The following is a 19663-nucleotide window of genomic DNA, read 5'->3' on the forward strand; positions in this document are numbered from 1 at the left end:
AAAATTGTCAGAGCGACCGTAGGAGGAGAAGGTTTTGGGAGAGAAAAAGGTTCAAGGACATCATAAATTAACAGCTGCTGGATTATTAGTGGCTATGGGAGTGGTTTATGGTGACATTGGAACAAGTCCACTATATGTAATGAAGGCCATAGTGGGTGAAAATGGTGGAATAGGAAATGTATCAGAAGATTTTGTGATTGGTTCGGTATCGTTGATTTTTTGGACATTAACTATTTTGACCACGATAAAGTATGTGATGATTGCATTAAATGCAGACAATCATGGTGAGGGTGGAATATTTTCTCTTTATACTTTAGTTCGAAAAAGCGGGAAATATTTGATTATCCCAGCAATGATCGGTGGGGCAGCTTTATTAGCAGATGGGGTATTAACGCCCGCAGTAACTGTTACAACCGCTATTGAAGGATTACGCGGAATCCCTATCTTTTTTGATCGTTTTGGAAATGATCAAAACATAATTGTGTATATTACTCTATTTATTATTTTAGTTCTTTTTTCAGTGCAGCGATTTGGAACAGAAGCGGTAGGAAAAGCGTTTGGACCCATCATGTTCTTATGGTTTACTTTTTTAGGTGTCATGGGAATTATCAATTTTGGTCAAGATTTAAGTGTTATCCGAGCATTAAACCCTTATTATGCGATTCATTTATTGTTTAGTCCTGAAAATAAATTAGGAATCTTTATTTTGGGAAATGTTTTTTTAGCGACAACTGGTGCAGAAGCTTTGTATTCAGATTTAGGTCATGTTGGTAAAACTAATATTCGTGTGAGTTGGCCCTATATCAAAATTTGTTTGATTATCAACTACTTAGGTCAAGCTGCTTGGATTTTACGAGTGAAAAATGATCCAAGTATTTTGAGTATTGAAAATTTGAATCCATTTTTCCAAATGATGCCTAACGATATGATGTTATTTGGGGTTGTATTTGCAACGATTGCTGCAGTGATTGCTTCTCAAGCTTTAATTTCAGGTTCATTTACGTTGGTCTCAGAAGCCATTAAATTAAAATTGCTTCCAAGACTGAAAATTATCTATCCTGGAGCAAATATTGGTCAAATGTATATTCCAGCCGTTAATATGCTATTATGGATCATTTGTTCATTGATTGTAGTGACTTTTAGAACTTCGACACACATGGAAGCAGCTTATGGCTTGTCTATCACAGTGACGATGTTGATGACAACGGTATTATTACTTTTTTACTTGTTACAAAAAGGAGCCCCTCGTTGGGCGGCGTATTCGATTACCTTGTTTTTTGCCAGTATTGAAGCAGTTTTCTTTATTTCAAGTATTGTAAAGTTCTTCCATGGTGGTTATGTTGCTGTCGGAATTGCTTTATTAATCTTGACTGTGATGACGATTTGGGAATGGGGCAATATCATTAAAGAAAAAATTACCGATACTGTTCCCTTACGTGAATATGTCCCTCAACTTAAAGAGTTAAAAGAAGATTCAAGTGTACCGATGTATCAAACGAATGTTGTCTTTATGACACCGGACATGATTAGCGAAGAAATTGGGCGTCAAGTAATTTATTCGATTTTAGATAAACAGCCAAAACGTTCTAAAGTTTATTGGTTTGTTAACGTAGAAGTAACAGATGAGCCTTTTACACAAGAGTATTCTGTCGATATGCTAGGAACTGATTTTATTGTTCAAGTACAATTATATTTAGGGTTTCATGTGGCACAAGATGTGAATGTTTATCTAAGACAAATTGTCCATGACTTAATGAAAGATGGTCGATTGCCTAAACAACCACAAAAATATTCATTAACAAAAGGCCGTGAAGTAGGCGATTTTCAGTTTGTAATTATCCGAGAAGAATTATCCAAAGTAACTGAACTGAAACGTTGGGATCGTGTAATCATGCAAATGAAATTAGCGATTAAAAAATGGACGACTACACCAGAAAACTGGTTTGGCTTAGAATATAGTGAGGTTAAATATGAGTCTGTTCCACTGATTATCGGGAAACCAAGAAAAACAAAATTAAAAGAACGATTTGATTAAATTACGATACAAATAAAATGACAATTGAGAAATTGAGAGCCTGAGCTAAAACGACTGTCGTTTTAGCTTGGGTTCTATTTTTGCTTAAAAATCTAAATTATTTTTTGTTTTATAGTATTTTAGCTCGAACGTTTTTCAAATGAGAAGTATAATAGGAGTAGAAAGTAAATAAGGGGAGTGCACGATGGTTGCAATAAATCTACTAGTGTTAGTTTTAATGATAGGAATTACTGCTTTTTTTGTGGCAAGCGAGTTTGCTTTAGTAAAAATTCGAATGTCTCGATTAGAGCAATTGAAAAAAGATGGAAGGAAAAATGCGGAGTTAGCGATACATGTCACCCATCATTTGGATGCTTATTTATCGGCTAGTCAACTAGGAATTACGTTGACAGGTCTGATTATTGGTTGGGTTGGTGAAGGATCTGTCGCTGCTTTGTTGCATCCATTGATTGGCGATTTACCGATTAGTGGGGCATTGAGCCGTACTATTTCGATTGTATTAGGTTTTGTGATTGTAACCTATATAGATGTTGTAGTTGGAGAATTGCTGCCTAAAAGCTATAGTATTGCTCAAACTGAAAAAACGGTCTTAGCAGTGGTCAAACCACTCCATTATTTTTATAAAGTAATGTTTCCCTTTATTTGGTTATTGAATCATTCCGCCGCAAAATTGGGCAGTTTATTAGGAATAAAATTAGTGAGTGAAGGGGAAGAGACATTAACACAAGAGGAATTATTACTCGTCGCTGTTGATTCTTATAAAAAAGGTGAATTAACCAAAGAAGAGTTCCAATATATGGAAAATGTGTTTGAATTTGATGATACGGTTGCCAAAGAAATTCAAGTTGACCGCACTTCGATGGAAGTATTTGAAGCAGATGAAACAGTTGAACAAGCGATTCAACATTCTCTACAACGCGGACATACACGTTATCCTGTTATTGAAGATTCAAAAGATCAGGTGATTGGCTATGTAACGTTACCACATTTAATCAAAGAGTCTTTTGAAAATAAAGAGCGAAAAGTTTGTGAATTAGTAGAAGAACCGATTGTTACTTTTTCATCTATACCAATTAAAAAATTATTGACGATGATGAGAAAAGAAGGGAAACATATTGCAATTTTAAAAGATGAATATGGTGGAACAAGTGGTATGGTCACTATTGAAGATATTCTGGAGGAATTGGTGGGGGATATTCGGGATGAAACAGATTTGGAAAATGCTTTGATTGCGAAAGAATCACCTAATAACTATGTTATTTCTGGTAAAATTACTCTAGATGATTTAGAACGTTATTTTGATTTAAAAGTTCCTGAATTTGAGGATTCTGAAATGTCAACTTTGGCAGGATTCATTGTAGAGCATAAAGTCGATCAAATTAAAGTAGGAGATCAAGTGGTTATAGGTCCGTTTACGTTTGAAGTGATGGATTATGAACATGCTCATATCAATTATTTTAAAGTAACAAAAAATGATTAAATAGTGAGGGAGACAAAAGTAAAAACCACTTTTGTTTTATCTTTTAAAATCGAACAAACGGTGGTGCAAAAGTAGCTACTACGCTGCGCTTCGATCACAACAATTTCTAAGAGCTAAAGCTCTAAGAATTGAAGGTTTCGGAAATAAGCCGAAATTGTTGTAAAACACAACGAATGAAATGAGCTGATGTTGCACAATACCTACTCGGTTACCAAAAATTTGAAGAGCACCAAGTAAGAATCATTCGACATCGAAAGGAAACCTTTCGTGTTTCTTGTCATTTTCGGAAATTCCTTCTTATTACGATAAATCACGAAGAACGTAGTGATTCGATGATGCATCGTACCTACTCGGTTCTCAGAGCTAACCACTTTTGTCCCAACCTCATAAACTAAATACAATAGTAAAAACAGTGAGTGTTGATAGCAATCAAAAATTGATTTGTGCCAACACTCACTGTTTTTAGTTACTTCCGGTAATAAGTCATATCTGTAGTAGCGAAATTTGTACCAAAGACGGTCATCTGTGAAAAATTAGTGAAATCAATATCATGAACAGCTAAAACATAGTCATTTTCTGGTGATCGAGTACCATTAGGATCATAAGCTGCTACAGCGATTGTTAATCGTTGGTTCTCTGAATCCCAATCTAGAGAAGTAATTTGAAAACTTAACGTATTTTCTACGCCAGAAAGAGGGCCAATTGTAGCGGAATCGGCGGTAAAAATCGCTTGCCATTGCACATTATTTCCATCTATTTCTTTGGAGAGCCATTCACCTTTTAAGGATGAATAAATTTCTTTGGGATCGCTCATTACTTCTTTCGTCGATTGTTCCGTGGTTGAGTTCACGGTTGTTGCCGTTGAAGTGGTTAATTTAGTTGAAGTTGAATCATTAGTTGAATGACTCGTTTTATTCTGTTCAGTAGGTGTTGCCTCTTCATTTTTTTGTTTTTTACAAGCTGTGACACTTACCAACAACAAACAAATCAGTATAATTTTTTTCATATATAAACTCCTTTCGAAAAATAGTTTTCTCTATTGTATCGTGAACGAAGTAGAGATGCACTAAAAATTTTTATATACTGTAAGAGATAAATACATATAATTCGAGTAAAAAGTTAAAAAAGAAACGAAGCTTTCCTAAAAATGACATAAACACAAGAGCGTAGAATCGAAATTTCGTTATTTTTTTTAGATATAGATTTGTACTATATATAGTTTTAAACTATATATTAGTATAGAAAATAAGAGTTATTCTATAATTGATTCTCATGGTAAAGTAATTAAAACACTTAATCAAGGAGGAGTAATATGAAAACATCGATTATCGGATTTCCAAGAGTAGGCGAACTTAGAGAATTGAAATTTGCAACAGAAAAATTTTTTAAAAATGAAATCAATGAAGAAACATTGAATCAAATAGCGAAAGATTTAAGGAAAAAACATTGGCAATTATTGGTAGAGCAGGAAATTGATTTTATTCCTAGTGGGGATTTTTCCTTTTTTGATACTACTTTAGATACAGCGGTGTTATTGAATATTATTCCTAAAAGGTATCAGGAGTTACCATTATCCTCACTAGAAAAATATTTTGCATTAGCACGTGGTTATCAAGGGGAAGCTGGAGACGTTCGAGCTTTAGCAATGAAAAAATGGTTTAATACAAATTATCATTATATGGTTCCTGAAATTGATGCAGATACTGAAATCAAACTCGTTGGAGAGAAGCTATTTAATGAATACATCGAAGCAAAGGAATATGGAATTGAAACGAGACCTACTATAGTTGGGCCATTTACATTATTAAAGCTTGCGACGTATACGAGTGAAAAGAAAGCCGGTGATTTTTTAGAAGCAATTATTCAAGCTTATCAAGAAATTTTTACGAAATTGAATAAACTAGGCTGTCAATGGATACAAATCGATGAACCTGCATTAGTTTTAGATACAACGGTTGAAGAAATTCAACAATTTCAAAAAATATATCAACGATTGTTAGCACAAAAAAGTTCTCTAAAGGTTTTACTTCAAACGTATTTTGGAGATGTGCGAGATCTTTATAAAGAATTAGTTTCATTACCTTTTGAAGCAATCGGATTGGATTTTGTCGAAGGCAGAAAGACACTTAAATCAGTTGAAACTTATGGATTTCCAGCTGATAAAGTTCTTTTTGCTGGTATTATCAACGGTAAAAATATTTGGAAAAATAACTATCAAAAAACTGTTTCATTGCTTGAAACGTTAGAAAAACTTGGATCAGTAGTCTTAACGACTTCTTGTTCTCTATTACATGTCCCGTTTACATTAAAGAATGAAACGAAATTACCAGCTAATGTCAAAAATCACTTTTCATTTGCTTTAGAAAAATTAACAGAACTGAATGAAATCAAACAAATTTTGACAGATTCAGAAGTAAATGACCATTTTCTTAAAGAAAATCAACAACTATTTACTGAAGAACGCTTTGAGAAAAATACTGAATTAGCCAATACGATTGCTGCTCTTTCTGAAAATGATTTTGTGCGAACACCTGTATTAAATCAGCGTGCTGAGCTTCAAAAAGAAGTATTTTCTTTACCGATTTTACCAACAACAACAATCGGTTCGTTCCCACAAACGAAAGAAGTTAAACAAAATCGAGCAAAATTCAAAAAAGGTGAAATAACTGAAGCTGAGTATACGGCATTCAATAAAGCGAAAATTGCTGAATGTGTAGCATTTCAAGAAAATATTGGCTTGGATGTGCTAGTTCACGGAGAATTTGAGCGAAATGATATGGTTGAATATTTTGGAGAAAGTTTAGCAGGCTATTTATTTACAGAAAAAGCTTGGGTACAATCCTATGGAACGCGATGTGTTAAACCACCTATTATTTGGGGCGATATCTCACGTTTTAAACCAATCACCGTTGCTTATTCTAGTTACGCACAAAGTTTGACGGATAAGCCGATGAAGGGAATGCTTACAGGACCTGTAACAATTTTAAATTGGTCGTTTCCACGAGAGGATATCACAATTAAAGAGTCCACGTTACAATTAGCATTAGCGATTCAAGAAGAAGTCTTGGATTTAGAAAGAAATGGGATTAAAATTATTCAAATCGATGAAGCGGCGTTAAGAGAGAAGTTACCGTTGCGTCAAACGGATTGGCATTCACAATATTTAGATTGGGCAATTCCAGCGTTTCGATTAGTTCATAGTAAAGTTCAACCAACCACTCAAATTCATACGCATATGTGCTATAGCGAATTTGCAGATATTATTCAGGATATCGATAATATGGATGCGGATGTTATTTCGTTTGAAGCATCGCGTTCTAATTTAGATATTTTGGATGCACTAAAAGCAATCAATTTTCAAACGCAAGTAGGTCCAGGTGTGTATGATATTCATTCACCTCGTATCCCATCAGTCGAAGAAATAGCAAAAACGATTGAAAATATACTAGAAAAATTACCGATTGAAAAAGTATGGGTTAATCCTGATTGTGGGTTGAAAACAAGAGGCGAAAAAGAAACATATGCTAGTTTGGAACATTTAACTAAGGCAGCGAAACAGCTTAGAGGAGGGCGTGAATGAGGACAGATCAACTATTTAAAGAAAAAACAGTCCTTTCCTATGAAATATTTCCGCCAAAAAAAACAGCTCCAATTCAAACCATCCATCAAACGTTGGATCGTTTAAAAGGACAACAACCGGATTTTATTAGTGTTACACTAGGAACAGGCAGTACAGAAAATAAATTAAGTACGGTAGACATTGCGCAAAAAATTCAAGAAGAACAGTTTTTACCTAGTGTTGCTCATTTACCTGCAATTAATTTTTCTAAGCCAGAAATCGAAGTGATTTTAAATGAGTTGAAGCAAAAAAAAATCGAAAATATTTTAGCTTTACGAGGAGATAGTATCCCGTCTGTTGTTCCGAAACGAGAGTTTCTTTATGCAAATGATTTAGTGACCTTTATTCGAGAACATGGGAATTTCAATATTATTGGTGCCTGTTATCCAGAAACACATTGTGACGCAAAAAATTCAATTGAAGATATTGCTCATTTAAAACAAAAAGTAGATAGTGGAGTCAATCATTTGATTAGTCAATTATTTTTTGATAATAACTACTTTTATGCGTTTACTGAAAAATGTGCAATCGCTCAAATCGATGTGCCAATCCAAGCAGGAATTATGCCAGTAGTTAATAAAAAACAAATTGATCGCATTTTGAAAATGGCAAATGTTTGTCTGCCAACTAAATTTTTAAAAATGATGGAACGTTTTGAAAATAGTCCAGAAGCGATTAGAGATGCTGGGATTGCTTATGCAGTCAATCAAATTGTTGATTTAGTAAGTCAAGGTGTGGCTGGAATTCATTTGTATACGATGAATAATCCATATGTAGCATATAAAATCAGAGAAGCAACACGTAGCTTATTTGAAGCTTGAGCAATACACTTGAAAAGTTGAATTTTATAAATGAACTAAAACCAATTTTAAGCAGAAGCTTGAGATTGGTTTTTTTGTTGGAAAGAGAAGAGTTTGAAACAAAAAAATAGTGCTATTTTTTAATAACGAATGTTATTTTTTTGTCTTTCTGATTGTTTAGTGAATTTATATAACAACTGTTGTTTTTTTGTTGATATCTGCTTGTGTAATTTAATGATATCTTTTTGTACGTATTAATGGTTTTAAGTTTTGATTATTGAAAAAAACTTTTCAGTAGACAAATTTTTTTGATATAAAAAAAATATAAATAAAGGTTTTGATATTTAAATAAAATAGTTTATTAGATAGGGACTAAAGGATTTGAAAAAGTGTAAAATGAATATTCTTTGTTTTTCTATATGTTTTTTTGGAATTTATCAAATAAAAACAATATTACTTTTGATAAAAAATTCATTTTATTTTTAAATAAAAAACAAATAAATTGTTGACTTTTTTGCCCTACTGCTATAATTTTATTTATACGAAGAGCAAATCTCTTTTGAATCCTATAAATGGAAACAGTTTTCTAGAATAGTAAAATCACCTAGTAAAAAGGAGAATAGAAATGTCGAGAAAAAAATCCGTTGGGAAGAATAATTATTCTAGACGAGAAGACAATGGAAATCGAAATGAGAGAAAAAAAGTAAGACGACCTTCTGATAGAGAGCGAGGAAGATATGAATATCGTTCAAATGACGCATATCTAAGAGAACGAAGAAGAGTGCGTGATTGTGAATTCGCTTATGATGATAGCTATGAACGAGGTAGGCGAGAAAGAGTCGTTCGAGAACGATACGACTATGCAGAGCCTAGGTCAAGAGCGCCTCAACGAAATAGACCAATAAATAGAGTTAGCGAATCACCTCAAAAAAGTTCGGAAGCATTATTGTTCTCATTTATATGGACTTTATTTTTTTACACCTTTACGATTGGAATTTTAATGATGGCAGTCATGTTTTCATTTAGTTCTAAGTCATCGGCTTCGATATTTGGTTATCGCTTCTATACTGTCTTGACGAATTCAATGGCACCTCAAAAAAAAGGTCCTTCTGGCGGGTTTTATGCAGGGGATATTGTAATTTTAAAAATGACTAAAGGTGAGGATGTTCGAAAAAATGATATTATTACATTTACGGTTGGAGATGGTTCTCGTTATTTAACCCATAGAATGGTCGATCGAAAAGATGAGCTGAATGGTGAAAAAGGGAACTACATTATAACAAAAGGAGATGCCAATCAAAGTAATGACCCTCCGATAACCGCAGATCGAGTTGTTGGTAAAGTGATTTTCAGTGTTCCAAAAGCAGGAAACATTTTGGATTTTGTGAGAGAAGAATTCTGGGCTTGTTTAGTCTCAGTTCTTTCCTTATATGGTTTCTTTTTAGTATTAAAATCCTATTTTTTTACACCAGAAGTGATAAAACGAAGACCAATGAGAAGATAAACGTGTTTGGGTTAACCTTGGTATACTCACTTTTTTTCGAAAAAGTGTTATTACAATAAATTATTTTTATAAAGGAGTAATGGGAATGAAAAAGAACAAAATGAACAAAAAGAAAAAAATAATAGCTGCAACTTGTTTGGCGCTATTAGCAGCTGGTGCTGGGACTTTTGCGTGGATTAGTTCACAAGATCAACGAATTAATAGAGTAAAAGCAGCTGCAATCAAAGATGGTAGTGTGACCGTTAGTGAGGTATGGAACCCAAAACCGATTATCCCAGGTACGAAAGCAACGAAAGAAGTTTCAGTAACCAATTCAGGGAACAGTGAGATTTTTGTTCGAGTGTCTTACGAAGAAGTTTTAACTTTTTTAACAAGTAAAGGTGCTGTAACACTTCAAGATGCGGGCTGGAAAAAAAGTGATAAACCTACATTAAAAGATGATGTTCCAGTTGAATATGATGCTGAAAAATATCTTGATCCAGATAAAGGTTATACAGAAATAACTAAAGAGAAAGTTGACAATCTACCAGAAAACGTTCGAGTATTTGCTAAAGGATCAGTTACACTAGATCCAGTTAGTAAAGCAGAAGAAGTTAGCTTAGATGCAGTTGCTTTTTATGAATATGAAGATGGAAAATATCAAGCAATGGATTATAACATTGATGTAATCGATGGTGCGACAAATGGATCTGAAGTTAGTACATGGGAATTTGCTATTAACAGTATTAAATATAAAGTGTATGCTGATGGATACACAAATGTAGTTTCTAACTGGGCTGCTTCATCTTTGGAAGGTGCTTCAGAAGATGCAACAGCAGCAAAAGCTTCTTTGCTAGGAAGTTCTGGCAAAAAATATGACACGAAATATGACTATACCAAAGAAGGATTGGATATAAAAGATCTTCCTGCTCCAACACCTGCTACTGCTGCTGATCAAATCCCTACTTCTGGTAATGATGTTAAGGCAGTTCAAACTGATACGAACGCAAACGCTTTAGGAGTTAGTGGAATCAATATTGAATATGGTGATGATATTGTCACAACAGTAACTCTTGATAAAAATAAATGGGTCTATAATAAAGATGATGGTTATTTTTATTATACTAGTCCAGTCGTTGGTGGGGATAGTACAACTACTTTGATGAAAAACTTGATTTTCACTAACGAAGTTGGAACAGAATTTACAAATGCTAATTATGATTTGATTGTAAAAATGGAGTCTATTCAAGCAACAAAAGCAGCCTTACTTGATTCTGCTGGTTGGAATTTAGGGGAAGCCGCTGATGCTTCTGAAACGAAAAAAATTGTTTCTTATCTAGATGGACAAGCTGCTAGCTAAAAAATGATAAAGAAACAGGGAAGGGGAAAAATAATGCTGCAACAAAAAATGCCTAAAAGCCTACTATTTATTTTGGGATTTAGTTTACTGAGTATTCTAGTCGTATTTACCAGTAATGCAATAACAGCTGTTGCCAGTGAAACCCTTCCTCCAGGTGTGATCATAGGCGATGAAGCAGGGATTAGTGCTTCTTCTGAAGGAGAATACTATGTGGATTTGCCTAATGTTCAACCAGGAGAGAAGTATGAAAAAACCATTACGATTCGTAGTTTGGATGTTAAAGAACCCTTTGAATTGGGGATGTTAATAACGCCGAAATCCTCAGAAGGTCACATTCAATTAGGTGAAAAAATCATACTCACTCTTTCAATAGATGAAAAAGAAATTTATAAAGGTCCTTTACTTGGGAACGAGGAATTTGACTGGACAATACAACCGTTAGTGTTAGGAACGTGTAGATATGGGACGGACCAAGTTCTAAAAGCTGAATTTGAAGTTTCTGATGACTTAGTTTTAAATGATTATAAAGAAGAGAGCCAATTATTATACGATTGGACCTTTATTGCTACAAAAAATCAGCCAAAAGAGCCTAGTTCATCGGAAAGTACACCGCCCTCTAGCAGTATTGAAAAGCCTAAAACAAAAGGTCAATTTCCTATGACTGGTGAAGAGATAAAAAATTTACTTTATAAAATTTTGTCGGGACTTCTTTTAGTTTTGATTTCTATTCTATTATGGAAAAAGCGGAAAGAAGAACAGCAAACGGACATTTAATGAAGGAGGGGGAAAATGGGGAAAAGAAAAAGCGCATTACGAAGAACTAGTAAAAATAGAATGCATCTGTTTATATTGTCTATTATTTTAAGTTTAATCTTAGTTGTGGGCAGTACCTATTCATGGATTACATACAGTGATGAAGTGATTAATCGCAGTAAGACGAATACTAGAAAACTTTCGGCGACGATCAATGAATCTTATGAAACCAATTTACAATGGACTGCTGGTGAAATATCAGAAAAAAAATTATGGATCCAAAATAATGGACAAACGCCAGCTTTAGTTCGAGTATCCCTTTATGAATTCTTTGTTAATTTTGAATTAGAGGTATCCGACGGTGAAGGACAAGGAAATGGAAGCTTGAAAATTGTCGATAAAGCAAATTCGCTTATGACACTTAAAGATGTAAGTACATGGGAAAAGAGAAGCCATTATGAGATATCCTCAAAAGGCTCTCCCAAAAAATACTTAACTGCAGCTGAGGTTTATAAAAGTGATAAGACAAATTCGCAAACTGCATACAAGTATAAGGCTTCATCGACAAAAGATTTCTTAACTAACGTAACGATTAACTTTAATGAAAATGATATCTATCATGAAGGGAAAGCACCAGCAAATAATACTAAAAATTATTGGTATTACTCCGATGGGTATTTTTACTATTCTGAAGAATTACAACCAAATGAAGAAACAACACTTTTGCTACAAAGTATTAGTATAGATGGGAAATTAGCCAATAAATATAAAGGTTCTTTGTATCAGCTACTTCCAGTGATGGAAGCGCATGATAATACAAAATCCTTACTAGAAGATTGGCAAATTGTTTCGAACTCGGATGTAAGTGATATTTATCGTGAAAAACTTCATTAAGGAGGATAAATGATGAAAAAAAGACCCTTTCGTTATTCATTGTTAGTATTTTTTGCTGTTATAGTGTGCTTACTAATCGGCAGTATGGTGACTTATGCAGCGATGATGCATAGAGAAGAAAAAGCAAATCTTTTTCAAGTTGGAAATTTACAAACAAAAATTGAAGAAGTTTTCGAAGAACCTTTTGAAATCGCAGTTGGTTCTAATGTAAGCAAAAAAGTTAAGGTGAAAAATACTGGAACAGTTAAGCAATTTGTTCGAGTGATGGTCCATCCAATGATTGTAAAGAAGTTGTCTGATGAAGAACAGTTATTACCAGCAAAAATCGGAAAAGAAATCATTTTAGATATCGACACGAAAAATTGGAAATTGGGATCGGATGGTTATTATTACTATTTAGATAGTCTTCCACCAGAAGCAGCAACACCAGAACTTTTCACTAATGTAAGTTTGAATAAAGATGTAATCAATGAAAAAAATCAGTATTATTCTGCGTATGAAGATTCAGCTTTCTCGTTATCAATCAAAATAGAAGCGATTAACACGACAGGATATGCTTATCGTGATTCATGGTGGCAAGGAATGGTTCCTAATGATGCGGATATGAAAACAATCGATCAAAAATTATCTGACAAAAAGAATTAGAGGTAGACAAAACTGGGACAGAATAAAGTTAAATATATAGTGTTTTCCACCTAATCAATAAATTATCGACTAAGTAATAAGTATAATGGAAACTCAATATTAATGTTTTGATATTTTTCTTTTTATAAGTTTGAATGCTTTTTGTCCCATCCTCTATTCTTTTCAATCAGCGCTCATGAAATGAGTGTTTTCAAATAAGAAATCATTGATTTGATGGGTTCTAAAAAATTTAACTAGAAAAATGAAGTGACTTTTACTTTATAAGTTTATTGATTTAAAGCAAATTACTTAAACAATAAATTAAAGTAATCAGAAGGCAGGAGACCGAAAGAATGTACGAAAACGTTCACCGCAAAATTGGAAAAATTATCAGTATTATTTTTATCAGTGCTGTATTATGTAGTGTTGGTTTCTATTTTTGTATAAAAAAAACGAATGCCCAACCACTAAAAGCTGAACTTGACAATCAAGCTAAATTACAATTGGCTATAATGTCAGGTTGGTCTGATGAAGAAAATAAAAATTATGCGGAAATAAGCTGGGGTACTACGTTTTTTTCTGATAAGGAAGATGTCCAGTTGATTCGTGAAGAAATAACTGGGAATGAAATAAAGAAAGAAATAATAGGAATTCAACCAAATACGACTAGTTATCTAGATGATAGGGTCATAGACACTGTTGCTCCTGAGATTCCTGAAGTCAAAATTAGTGAAGAGGAAAATAATAAACTTAAAATAGTTATTTTCACACAAGATAAAGGAACTATCTATCAATGGTATCTTAAATCACCAGGAAAGGATGGAACGAGTAGAAAATCCTCGATAATAAAAGAAGAATTAGTCAGTGATATTCAAGGTTATATATATGTAATAGATGATTTTTCTGAAACGGAACCGACAATTGAACGGAATGAAATAGGAGAAGTGACTAATATTACTGAAAAAGTAGAGCTGCCTAACGTTGCAATCAGTATTTCTGAAATTACGAGTGGGAGTAAATGGCTTCACGTAGTAGCTGTTGATCGATTAAATAATGTTAGTAAAGTCCAACACACTAAAATGAAAAAAAGTTTACCTAAAAAGCAGATGTTGGCAACAAGAAATAATGAAAACTTATTGGATTTTAGTTTAGTAAGACAGCATGATAAATTATTGATCAATGATTTGATTGTAGATGATGCAAATCGTACTTTGGAGAATAAGAAAATGAAGTCACTTGAAATAAAAACTCCAATAAATGTAACAATCAAGGATATAGATACTAAGCAATTGCCAAATGGATGGACGAGATTTGAAAATAGTATGACAGCTGCATATAGGTCTTATGTATTTGTATTTAATAATAATTATTTATCAAGCACGATTCAAAATTTTTTGAAAGAGTTAACATTTAAAGTGGAGCCAATGGATGATAAAAAAAATCCTGTATCAGTTGATGAATCTGGAGAGATTGAAATCATTGTACACAAATTAGCCTATACTTCTTGGGAAGATTCTCAAGAAAATATTCATCATTATGCATTTATTGAAGGAAATACGAATTGGTTAGCAGCTTACAATAGTGCAAAAAAATTAGAATATAAAGGATTGCAAGGATATCTAGCAACACTTACCTCAGAAATAGAACATGATTTTGTTTATGATAATATTGCAAAGAAATCTGGATGGTTAGGTGGGAGCAGAGCAGTTTCTACAGCTGGTAAAAAAATCAATAATACCGATACAATCAGTCAATCTATCAGTAGTTATAATTTAGCTGTAAATAACTCTAAGGAATGGTATTGGGCATGTGGACCTGATACAGGTTTGGTATTCTTTAAACAAGCTACTTATACTTCTTCAATGACAATGTTGCCTAATGTCTACCAAGGGTTTAACAATCCTAGAAATAGTAAAGAAAATAAATATGAACCGAATAATTATAACAATACGGGAGAAGCATTTTTAGAATTTGCGCAAGGATCCGCTAGTAAATGGTGGAATGATTTGGCGTATAACACAAAAGTCGAAGGATTTTATGTGGAATTTTTCCAACCTGTTGTTGAGCCAGAAAAAGAAGAAGTAACAGATGTAGCTAAAAGCAGTCAGATTCCGCAAAAAATTTCATTAAAGGCTTATGATAAATCTGGAAATTCTTTACCTGAAGGAGATATTCTTTTTGATACATATTTGAAAATCGGTAATAAAGTAACTGTTTCTCCCAAAAAAATTAATTTTTATAATTTTCTTCAATTAGTGGATGGATCAGGAGTTGTGATTCCTAAAAATGAAATGTATGTTGGTACTGATTATCAAGAAGGAAAATTAATTTATGATGACGAAAAGTTTACTGTTCATACTCGTCAAGTGATTATAGATTCAAATAAAGAAATTGTTTCACCTAGTACAGGATACTCTGTTTTAATCAGCAAAACTGAGTCAAATGAAGTCAGAGATGAACTTTCTCTAAATGTGACTGCTTCTAAAAATAATGAGATGGATTTTGATACATTTGTTATCGATTATGAGTCAAGTGTACCTAATTATTCCTTCTTATCAAAGGTTCCAATGAATTATCAGTTAATCGGTTATACATTGACGACAACGCAACAACATCATCAACCAGAGGCAAGTAAACTTTCAGCTATTGTAAATGTCAAAGAAGGTTCAGAAATATGGGTAACTACTTATTTGAAGCCAACGATAGAAAAACCAACTTTCTATCATTGGGATTATCGAGAGAATAAATTAGGAACTATCACGATAAATTAAACAGAATAGTTTCATTTTATAGGAAATGGATTTTGTGTTTTAACAATTGATTGTGACGAAAAAGATTTGTAAAGAACCGAACATATTCAATAATAAGCACTGAATATGCTCGGCTCTAATACTCAATTTTATCGAGAGTATTAGAAAGGGGGATAAAATGAAAAATAAAGAGAAAAGTAGGATGAGACTAGGGCTAAAAATTTTATTTTTAATAATTGCACTATTCTTTTTAATTGACTATTTTTTTGTTGATGCGAGTATACTCAGAGCTTATACTGTCGTAAAAAAAGAAGATTTTCGCATAACTGCTAAAAATAGGTGGAGTTCAAAGGAAAAAAAGAACTATGCTAATGTAGATTGGGATGAAGGTGGAAATTTGACTCAATCTGGTTATCGTTTATATCAATCTGAGGATGGGGGAGTCACTTGGAATACTCGATCTTTAAAATACGGAAAATCAATTAAGGTTTTAAATATCTATCCTGATTATGATGACTCTAATACGTTAAAAATGTGGATGGATTCGCTCAAATTAACAGCTAAAGATGGTAGCAATTTAATCCAAGTCGATTCTGTAACAATAACTAACTATAATAAAAATCCAGATGCATATTTAAAAAACAGTACAGGGATTTATCAGTATGATGTTTTAATGTTTGGATCTTGGGATCATAATGCAGGTAAAGATTTAACGCTTAAAAGTAGAGATGCAACGCAAGAGTATATTGATACTGGAAGAGGTGTCTTGTTTGGTCATGATGCCACCAATCATCCAGTATTTGCCACGTTCAATGATCAATTAGGAATAACGGATGTGGAACAAAGCGGTGCACCATCGGAAATTCGTTTAGGTGGAGAATTTATCGAAATTAAGAATGACGGATATTTAATGAAATATCCATTTGAATTTTCAAATGGTCAAATTTTAGAAATTCCTGCAACTCACAACAATATTTTAGCCAGTAAACATGTCGGTACAAATTGGGTGATGTTTAAGCCACCCTATACGATATTCAATAGTACCTTATGGGAAAATGAAAATTGGACCATGGGTTGGTATTTAAATACTAATAATAATGTAGGAATGATTCAGACTGGTCATAGTAATGGTGCATCAACACTTGATGAAAGAAAATTAATAGCAAATACATTGTATAATTTGGCACAGGTATCATTAGATAGTTATGCGGAGGATCAAACAGTAAAAGATGACAAAGCACCTGATTTACCAGGGTTGACAATTCGTTGCGGTAGTGAAGGGAATGACGTCAACCTTAGAGTAAACGCTATAGATAATGGTAAAGATTACCAGTGGTATGTAGATTCAGATTCTAAAGAAGAGGGGCTGAAAAAGTCAGATATTGTAGAGGAAACGATTATAAGTAATATTGCAGGCTATTTTTATGAAATTACAGATTCCCCAACCACTAATTTATTTCAACAAGTTGAAACATATAAAGATTCGTTCGGTAGGATAGATCCAGAAAAATATGATGTATATGTTGCTCCAGGTGATGATTCCTTAGAATATGAGACTAGAGGTTCATTTGAAATCAATGTAAATAGAGATTCTGAAAAATTTATACATATTTTAGCTGTAGACCGTGCCAATAATGTTTCTCAAGTAATGAGTCAGCAAATTAAGGACGTGCCTCAAGAAGTAGATTTTAGTATCGAACGGACAAAAGATGAAGCAAAATTAGTTGACTTAAGCTTACGTGAGTCACTAGAAAATAACATTGAAAAAATAGAAATTCGTCTTCCTAAAAACACTGCTATTAAAGAGTTGAAGCTTTTAGAATTACCCAAAAATTGGGCTTATAGTGAAGATAAAAAAGCATCTAATTATGATTCAATTGTTTTTTCGATTGATAAAAAGAATGATTTGCAAACAATCACTAAATTTTTAAATGATTTACGCTTTTCTATCAACGAACCAACTGATGCTGAAGGCGAAATACAACTTTTATTTTACGAAGATCGTTCTTCTGATAAAAAGGTAACAGAAGTGTGTTGGACATCAGCAATCCCTCAAATTGTGGCACTAAAAGGTTATGATGACAAAGGGAATCGATTGCCAAGCACTGATTTAGTAATTGATCAAAAAATTAGAATCAATAAAAAAGAATCCATTATACCTAAAACTAGTAGTATGTATGATTTTATTGAATTGACTGATTTGAATGGAAAACAGATAGATCCTCTTGAATATAAAATTAGTGCGTCAGTTCAAGAAGGACGTTTAGTTTATGCTTATCGAAAATTAACCGTTCATGTAAGACAAGTTATCGTAAATAAAAATAGCTCAACTGTTATTCCTACACATGGTTTTGGTAAATTAGAAAGTAGTACAAATGAGGGACAGAAGAGAGATTTGTTTTCTTTACAGTCAATCTCAACAGAAGCTGAAAGTACTCCATTTGATACGTATTTGATTCGTTATAAAGCTAGTGAATCGGTTTATACATTTACATCGCAAGTACCAATGAATTATTCGTTGATTGGTTATGTTTTGACTAAAGATGAAGTTCCTCATTTACAAAATAATAGTTCTATTACTTTAAATTCATTCGATGCATTAATTGATTCAGAAGTTTGGATAACAACCTATCTAACACCTATAACAGAAGAACCAACTTTCTATCATGGGGATAGTAAAGAAAATAAATTAGGAACAATCAACATAGAGTGATTAAGCAAAAAAATCTGCTAAAGAAGATGACAAAACAAAGTAAATCGATCAGTAATGTAGAATTTCTTTGATCGTTAGTGTAAAGCAATAGTATCTATCTAAAAAAGAAATGAAAAGAGGAAGTAAAGTAAAATGAATCTTGGGTATATTCGGGGCAGAAAAATCAATCAACAAATTAAATTGATAGAAAACTATGGATTAGATGAGTTGTTTTTAGATGAAACTGGAAATGGTGAGATAATGAATAATCCAAATAGTGAGTATCAGCAACTATTAAGCTATTCAAACCCAGGAGATTGTTTAGTTATTGCTTTTTTAGAGGTTATTTCAAGAGATTATCAAATGTTATTAGCTTTTTTTGATGAATTAGAAGAATTAGAACTAGACCTAGTGGTACTAACTTCACCTGAATTAGATTTATATAATTGGCGGGAAGTTATTAATTGGACAGAAAGAAATGATCGACTACTACATCCGAGATTAGTAAAATTAAAAAAACAAAAGGAAAAAAATAAAAAAAGTTTTTCTGTTTTTAGTAGAGACCCTGAAGCGAAAAGACTTTATCGAGACGTTATGAAGCAATTGCTGGAGAAAAAGAAACTACGTAATATTGCGACCATTAATTCAGTGCCAATCGAAACGATTTATTGGATACAACAAGAATTTAAACGAATAAAATTAGCCGTTATCTTAGCAATTTGCTTTTTCTTAGCAATTGGAACAATAAAAATTGCAGAAGTTTTCTCAGATAATATTTGGATTCAAATTGGGATATGTCTTGTAGGAACATTAACGATTCTTTATAACACACTTACGGAAAATGAAGATATTTAGATAAATGAATTCACAAGAGTTTTGGAATAAAAAAGTGGGTGAGACAAAAGTAAAGAACACTTTTGTTTTATTTCCTAAAAACGAATAAACGGTGGGAGCAGAAGCAACTCCTACGGAAATAAGCGACAACTCACAAAAATGGCTCTATAATTTATGGGACTGATGAATCAGAAATGATTCTTCAGCCCCATTTTTCATTTTAAGTATAAAAAAACATATCGTTCTCATGTATGATTAATTTACCACAAAAAAACAAACAGAGAGGACGATATGTCTATGTCAAATGATATCAAAAAAATGCTAAGAATTACAGATAAA

General features: G+C 32.9%; 13 protein-coding genes. 12 read left to right on the forward strand and 1 reads right to left on the reverse strand.

Going from position 1 to position 19663, the window contains the following annotated elements; genetic code table 11:
* The first annotated feature begins 94 nt into the window (after positions 1-94).
* Positions 95-2035 carry a KUP/HAK/KT family potassium transporter gene (locus ACYSNW_RS14940; protein ID WP_461745831.1) on the forward strand — a complete coding sequence of 647 codons (1941 nt, stop codon included), beginning with the start codon at positions 95-97 and terminating at the stop codon, positions 2033-2035.
* Positions 2036-2219: 184 nt separating this feature from the next.
* Positions 2220-3515, forward strand: a complete 1296-nt coding sequence (locus tag ACYSNW_RS14945) for a hemolysin family protein (RefSeq protein ID WP_461745801.1) — start codon at positions 2220-2222, stop codon at positions 3513-3515.
* 466 nt (positions 3516-3981) lie between these two features.
* Here ACYSNW_RS14945 and ACYSNW_RS14950 read toward each other — a convergent pair whose 3' ends face one another.
* Positions 3982-4521 carry a hypothetical protein gene (locus tag ACYSNW_RS14950; protein WP_461745803.1) on the reverse strand — a complete coding sequence of 180 codons (540 nt, stop codon included), beginning with the start codon at positions 4519-4521 and terminating at the stop codon, positions 3982-3984.
* 306 nt (positions 4522-4827) lie between these two features.
* Between ACYSNW_RS14950 and metE the strand changes: the two genes are divergently transcribed.
* From metE to ACYSNW_RS15000, 10 genes are all read left to right on the forward strand, one after another.
* Positions 4828-7095, forward strand: a complete 2268-nt coding sequence (metE, locus tag ACYSNW_RS14955; protein WP_461745805.1) for a 5-methyltetrahydropteroyltriglutamate--homocysteine S-methyltransferase — start codon at positions 4828-4830, stop codon at positions 7093-7095.
* Positions 7092-7955 (forward strand): methylenetetrahydrofolate reductase [NAD(P)H], encoded by an 864-nt coding sequence (metF, locus tag ACYSNW_RS14960; protein ID WP_461745806.1) that lies wholly within the window; start codon positions 7092-7094, stop codon positions 7953-7955. Before metE ends, metF begins: the two co-directional genes overlap by 4 nt.
* 604 nt (positions 7956-8559) lie before the next feature.
* Complete coding sequence (locus ACYSNW_RS14965) at positions 8560-9438, forward strand: signal peptidase I (protein ID WP_461745808.1); 879 nt, start codon at positions 8560-8562, stop codon at positions 9436-9438.
* 85 nt (positions 9439-9523) lie between these two features.
* On the forward strand, positions 9524-10777 hold the full coding sequence (locus ACYSNW_RS14970) for a hypothetical protein (RefSeq protein ID WP_461745810.1): 1254 nt from the start codon (positions 9524-9526) through the stop codon (positions 10775-10777).
* 33 nt (positions 10778-10810) lie between these two features.
* Positions 10811-11551: an LPXTG cell wall anchor domain-containing protein gene (locus ACYSNW_RS14975; RefSeq protein WP_461745812.1), complete on the forward strand. Its 741-nt coding sequence runs from the start codon at positions 10811-10813 to the stop codon at positions 11549-11551.
* 15 nt (positions 11552-11566) lie between these two features.
* Positions 11567-12424 carry a BsaA family SipW-dependent biofilm matrix protein gene (locus tag ACYSNW_RS14980; RefSeq protein WP_461745814.1) on the forward strand — a complete coding sequence of 286 codons (858 nt, stop codon included), beginning with the start codon at positions 11567-11569 and terminating at the stop codon, positions 12422-12424.
* A 12-nt stretch (positions 12425-12436) separates the two neighbouring features.
* Positions 12437-13069 carry a hypothetical protein gene (locus tag ACYSNW_RS14985; RefSeq protein WP_461745815.1) on the forward strand — a complete coding sequence of 211 codons (633 nt, stop codon included), beginning with the start codon at positions 12437-12439 and terminating at the stop codon, positions 13067-13069.
* A 332-nt stretch (positions 13070-13401) separates the two neighbouring features.
* Positions 13402-15819, forward strand: a complete 2418-nt coding sequence (locus tag ACYSNW_RS14990; protein WP_461745817.1) for a C-type lectin-like domain-containing protein — start codon at positions 13402-13404, stop codon at positions 15817-15819.
* Positions 15820-15976: 157 nt separating this feature from the next.
* A complete protein-coding gene (locus ACYSNW_RS14995; protein WP_461745819.1) occupies positions 15977-18511 on the forward strand; it encodes a hypothetical protein in 2535 nt (844 codons plus the stop codon).
* Between the two features lie 132 nt (positions 18512-18643).
* Positions 18644-19345 (forward strand): recombinase family protein, encoded by a 702-nt coding sequence (locus tag ACYSNW_RS15000; protein WP_461745821.1) that lies wholly within the window; start codon positions 18644-18646, stop codon positions 19343-19345.
* Positions 19346-19663: the final 318 nt, after the last annotated feature.

The organism is Enterococcus sp. LJL99 (assembly GCF_054871725.1).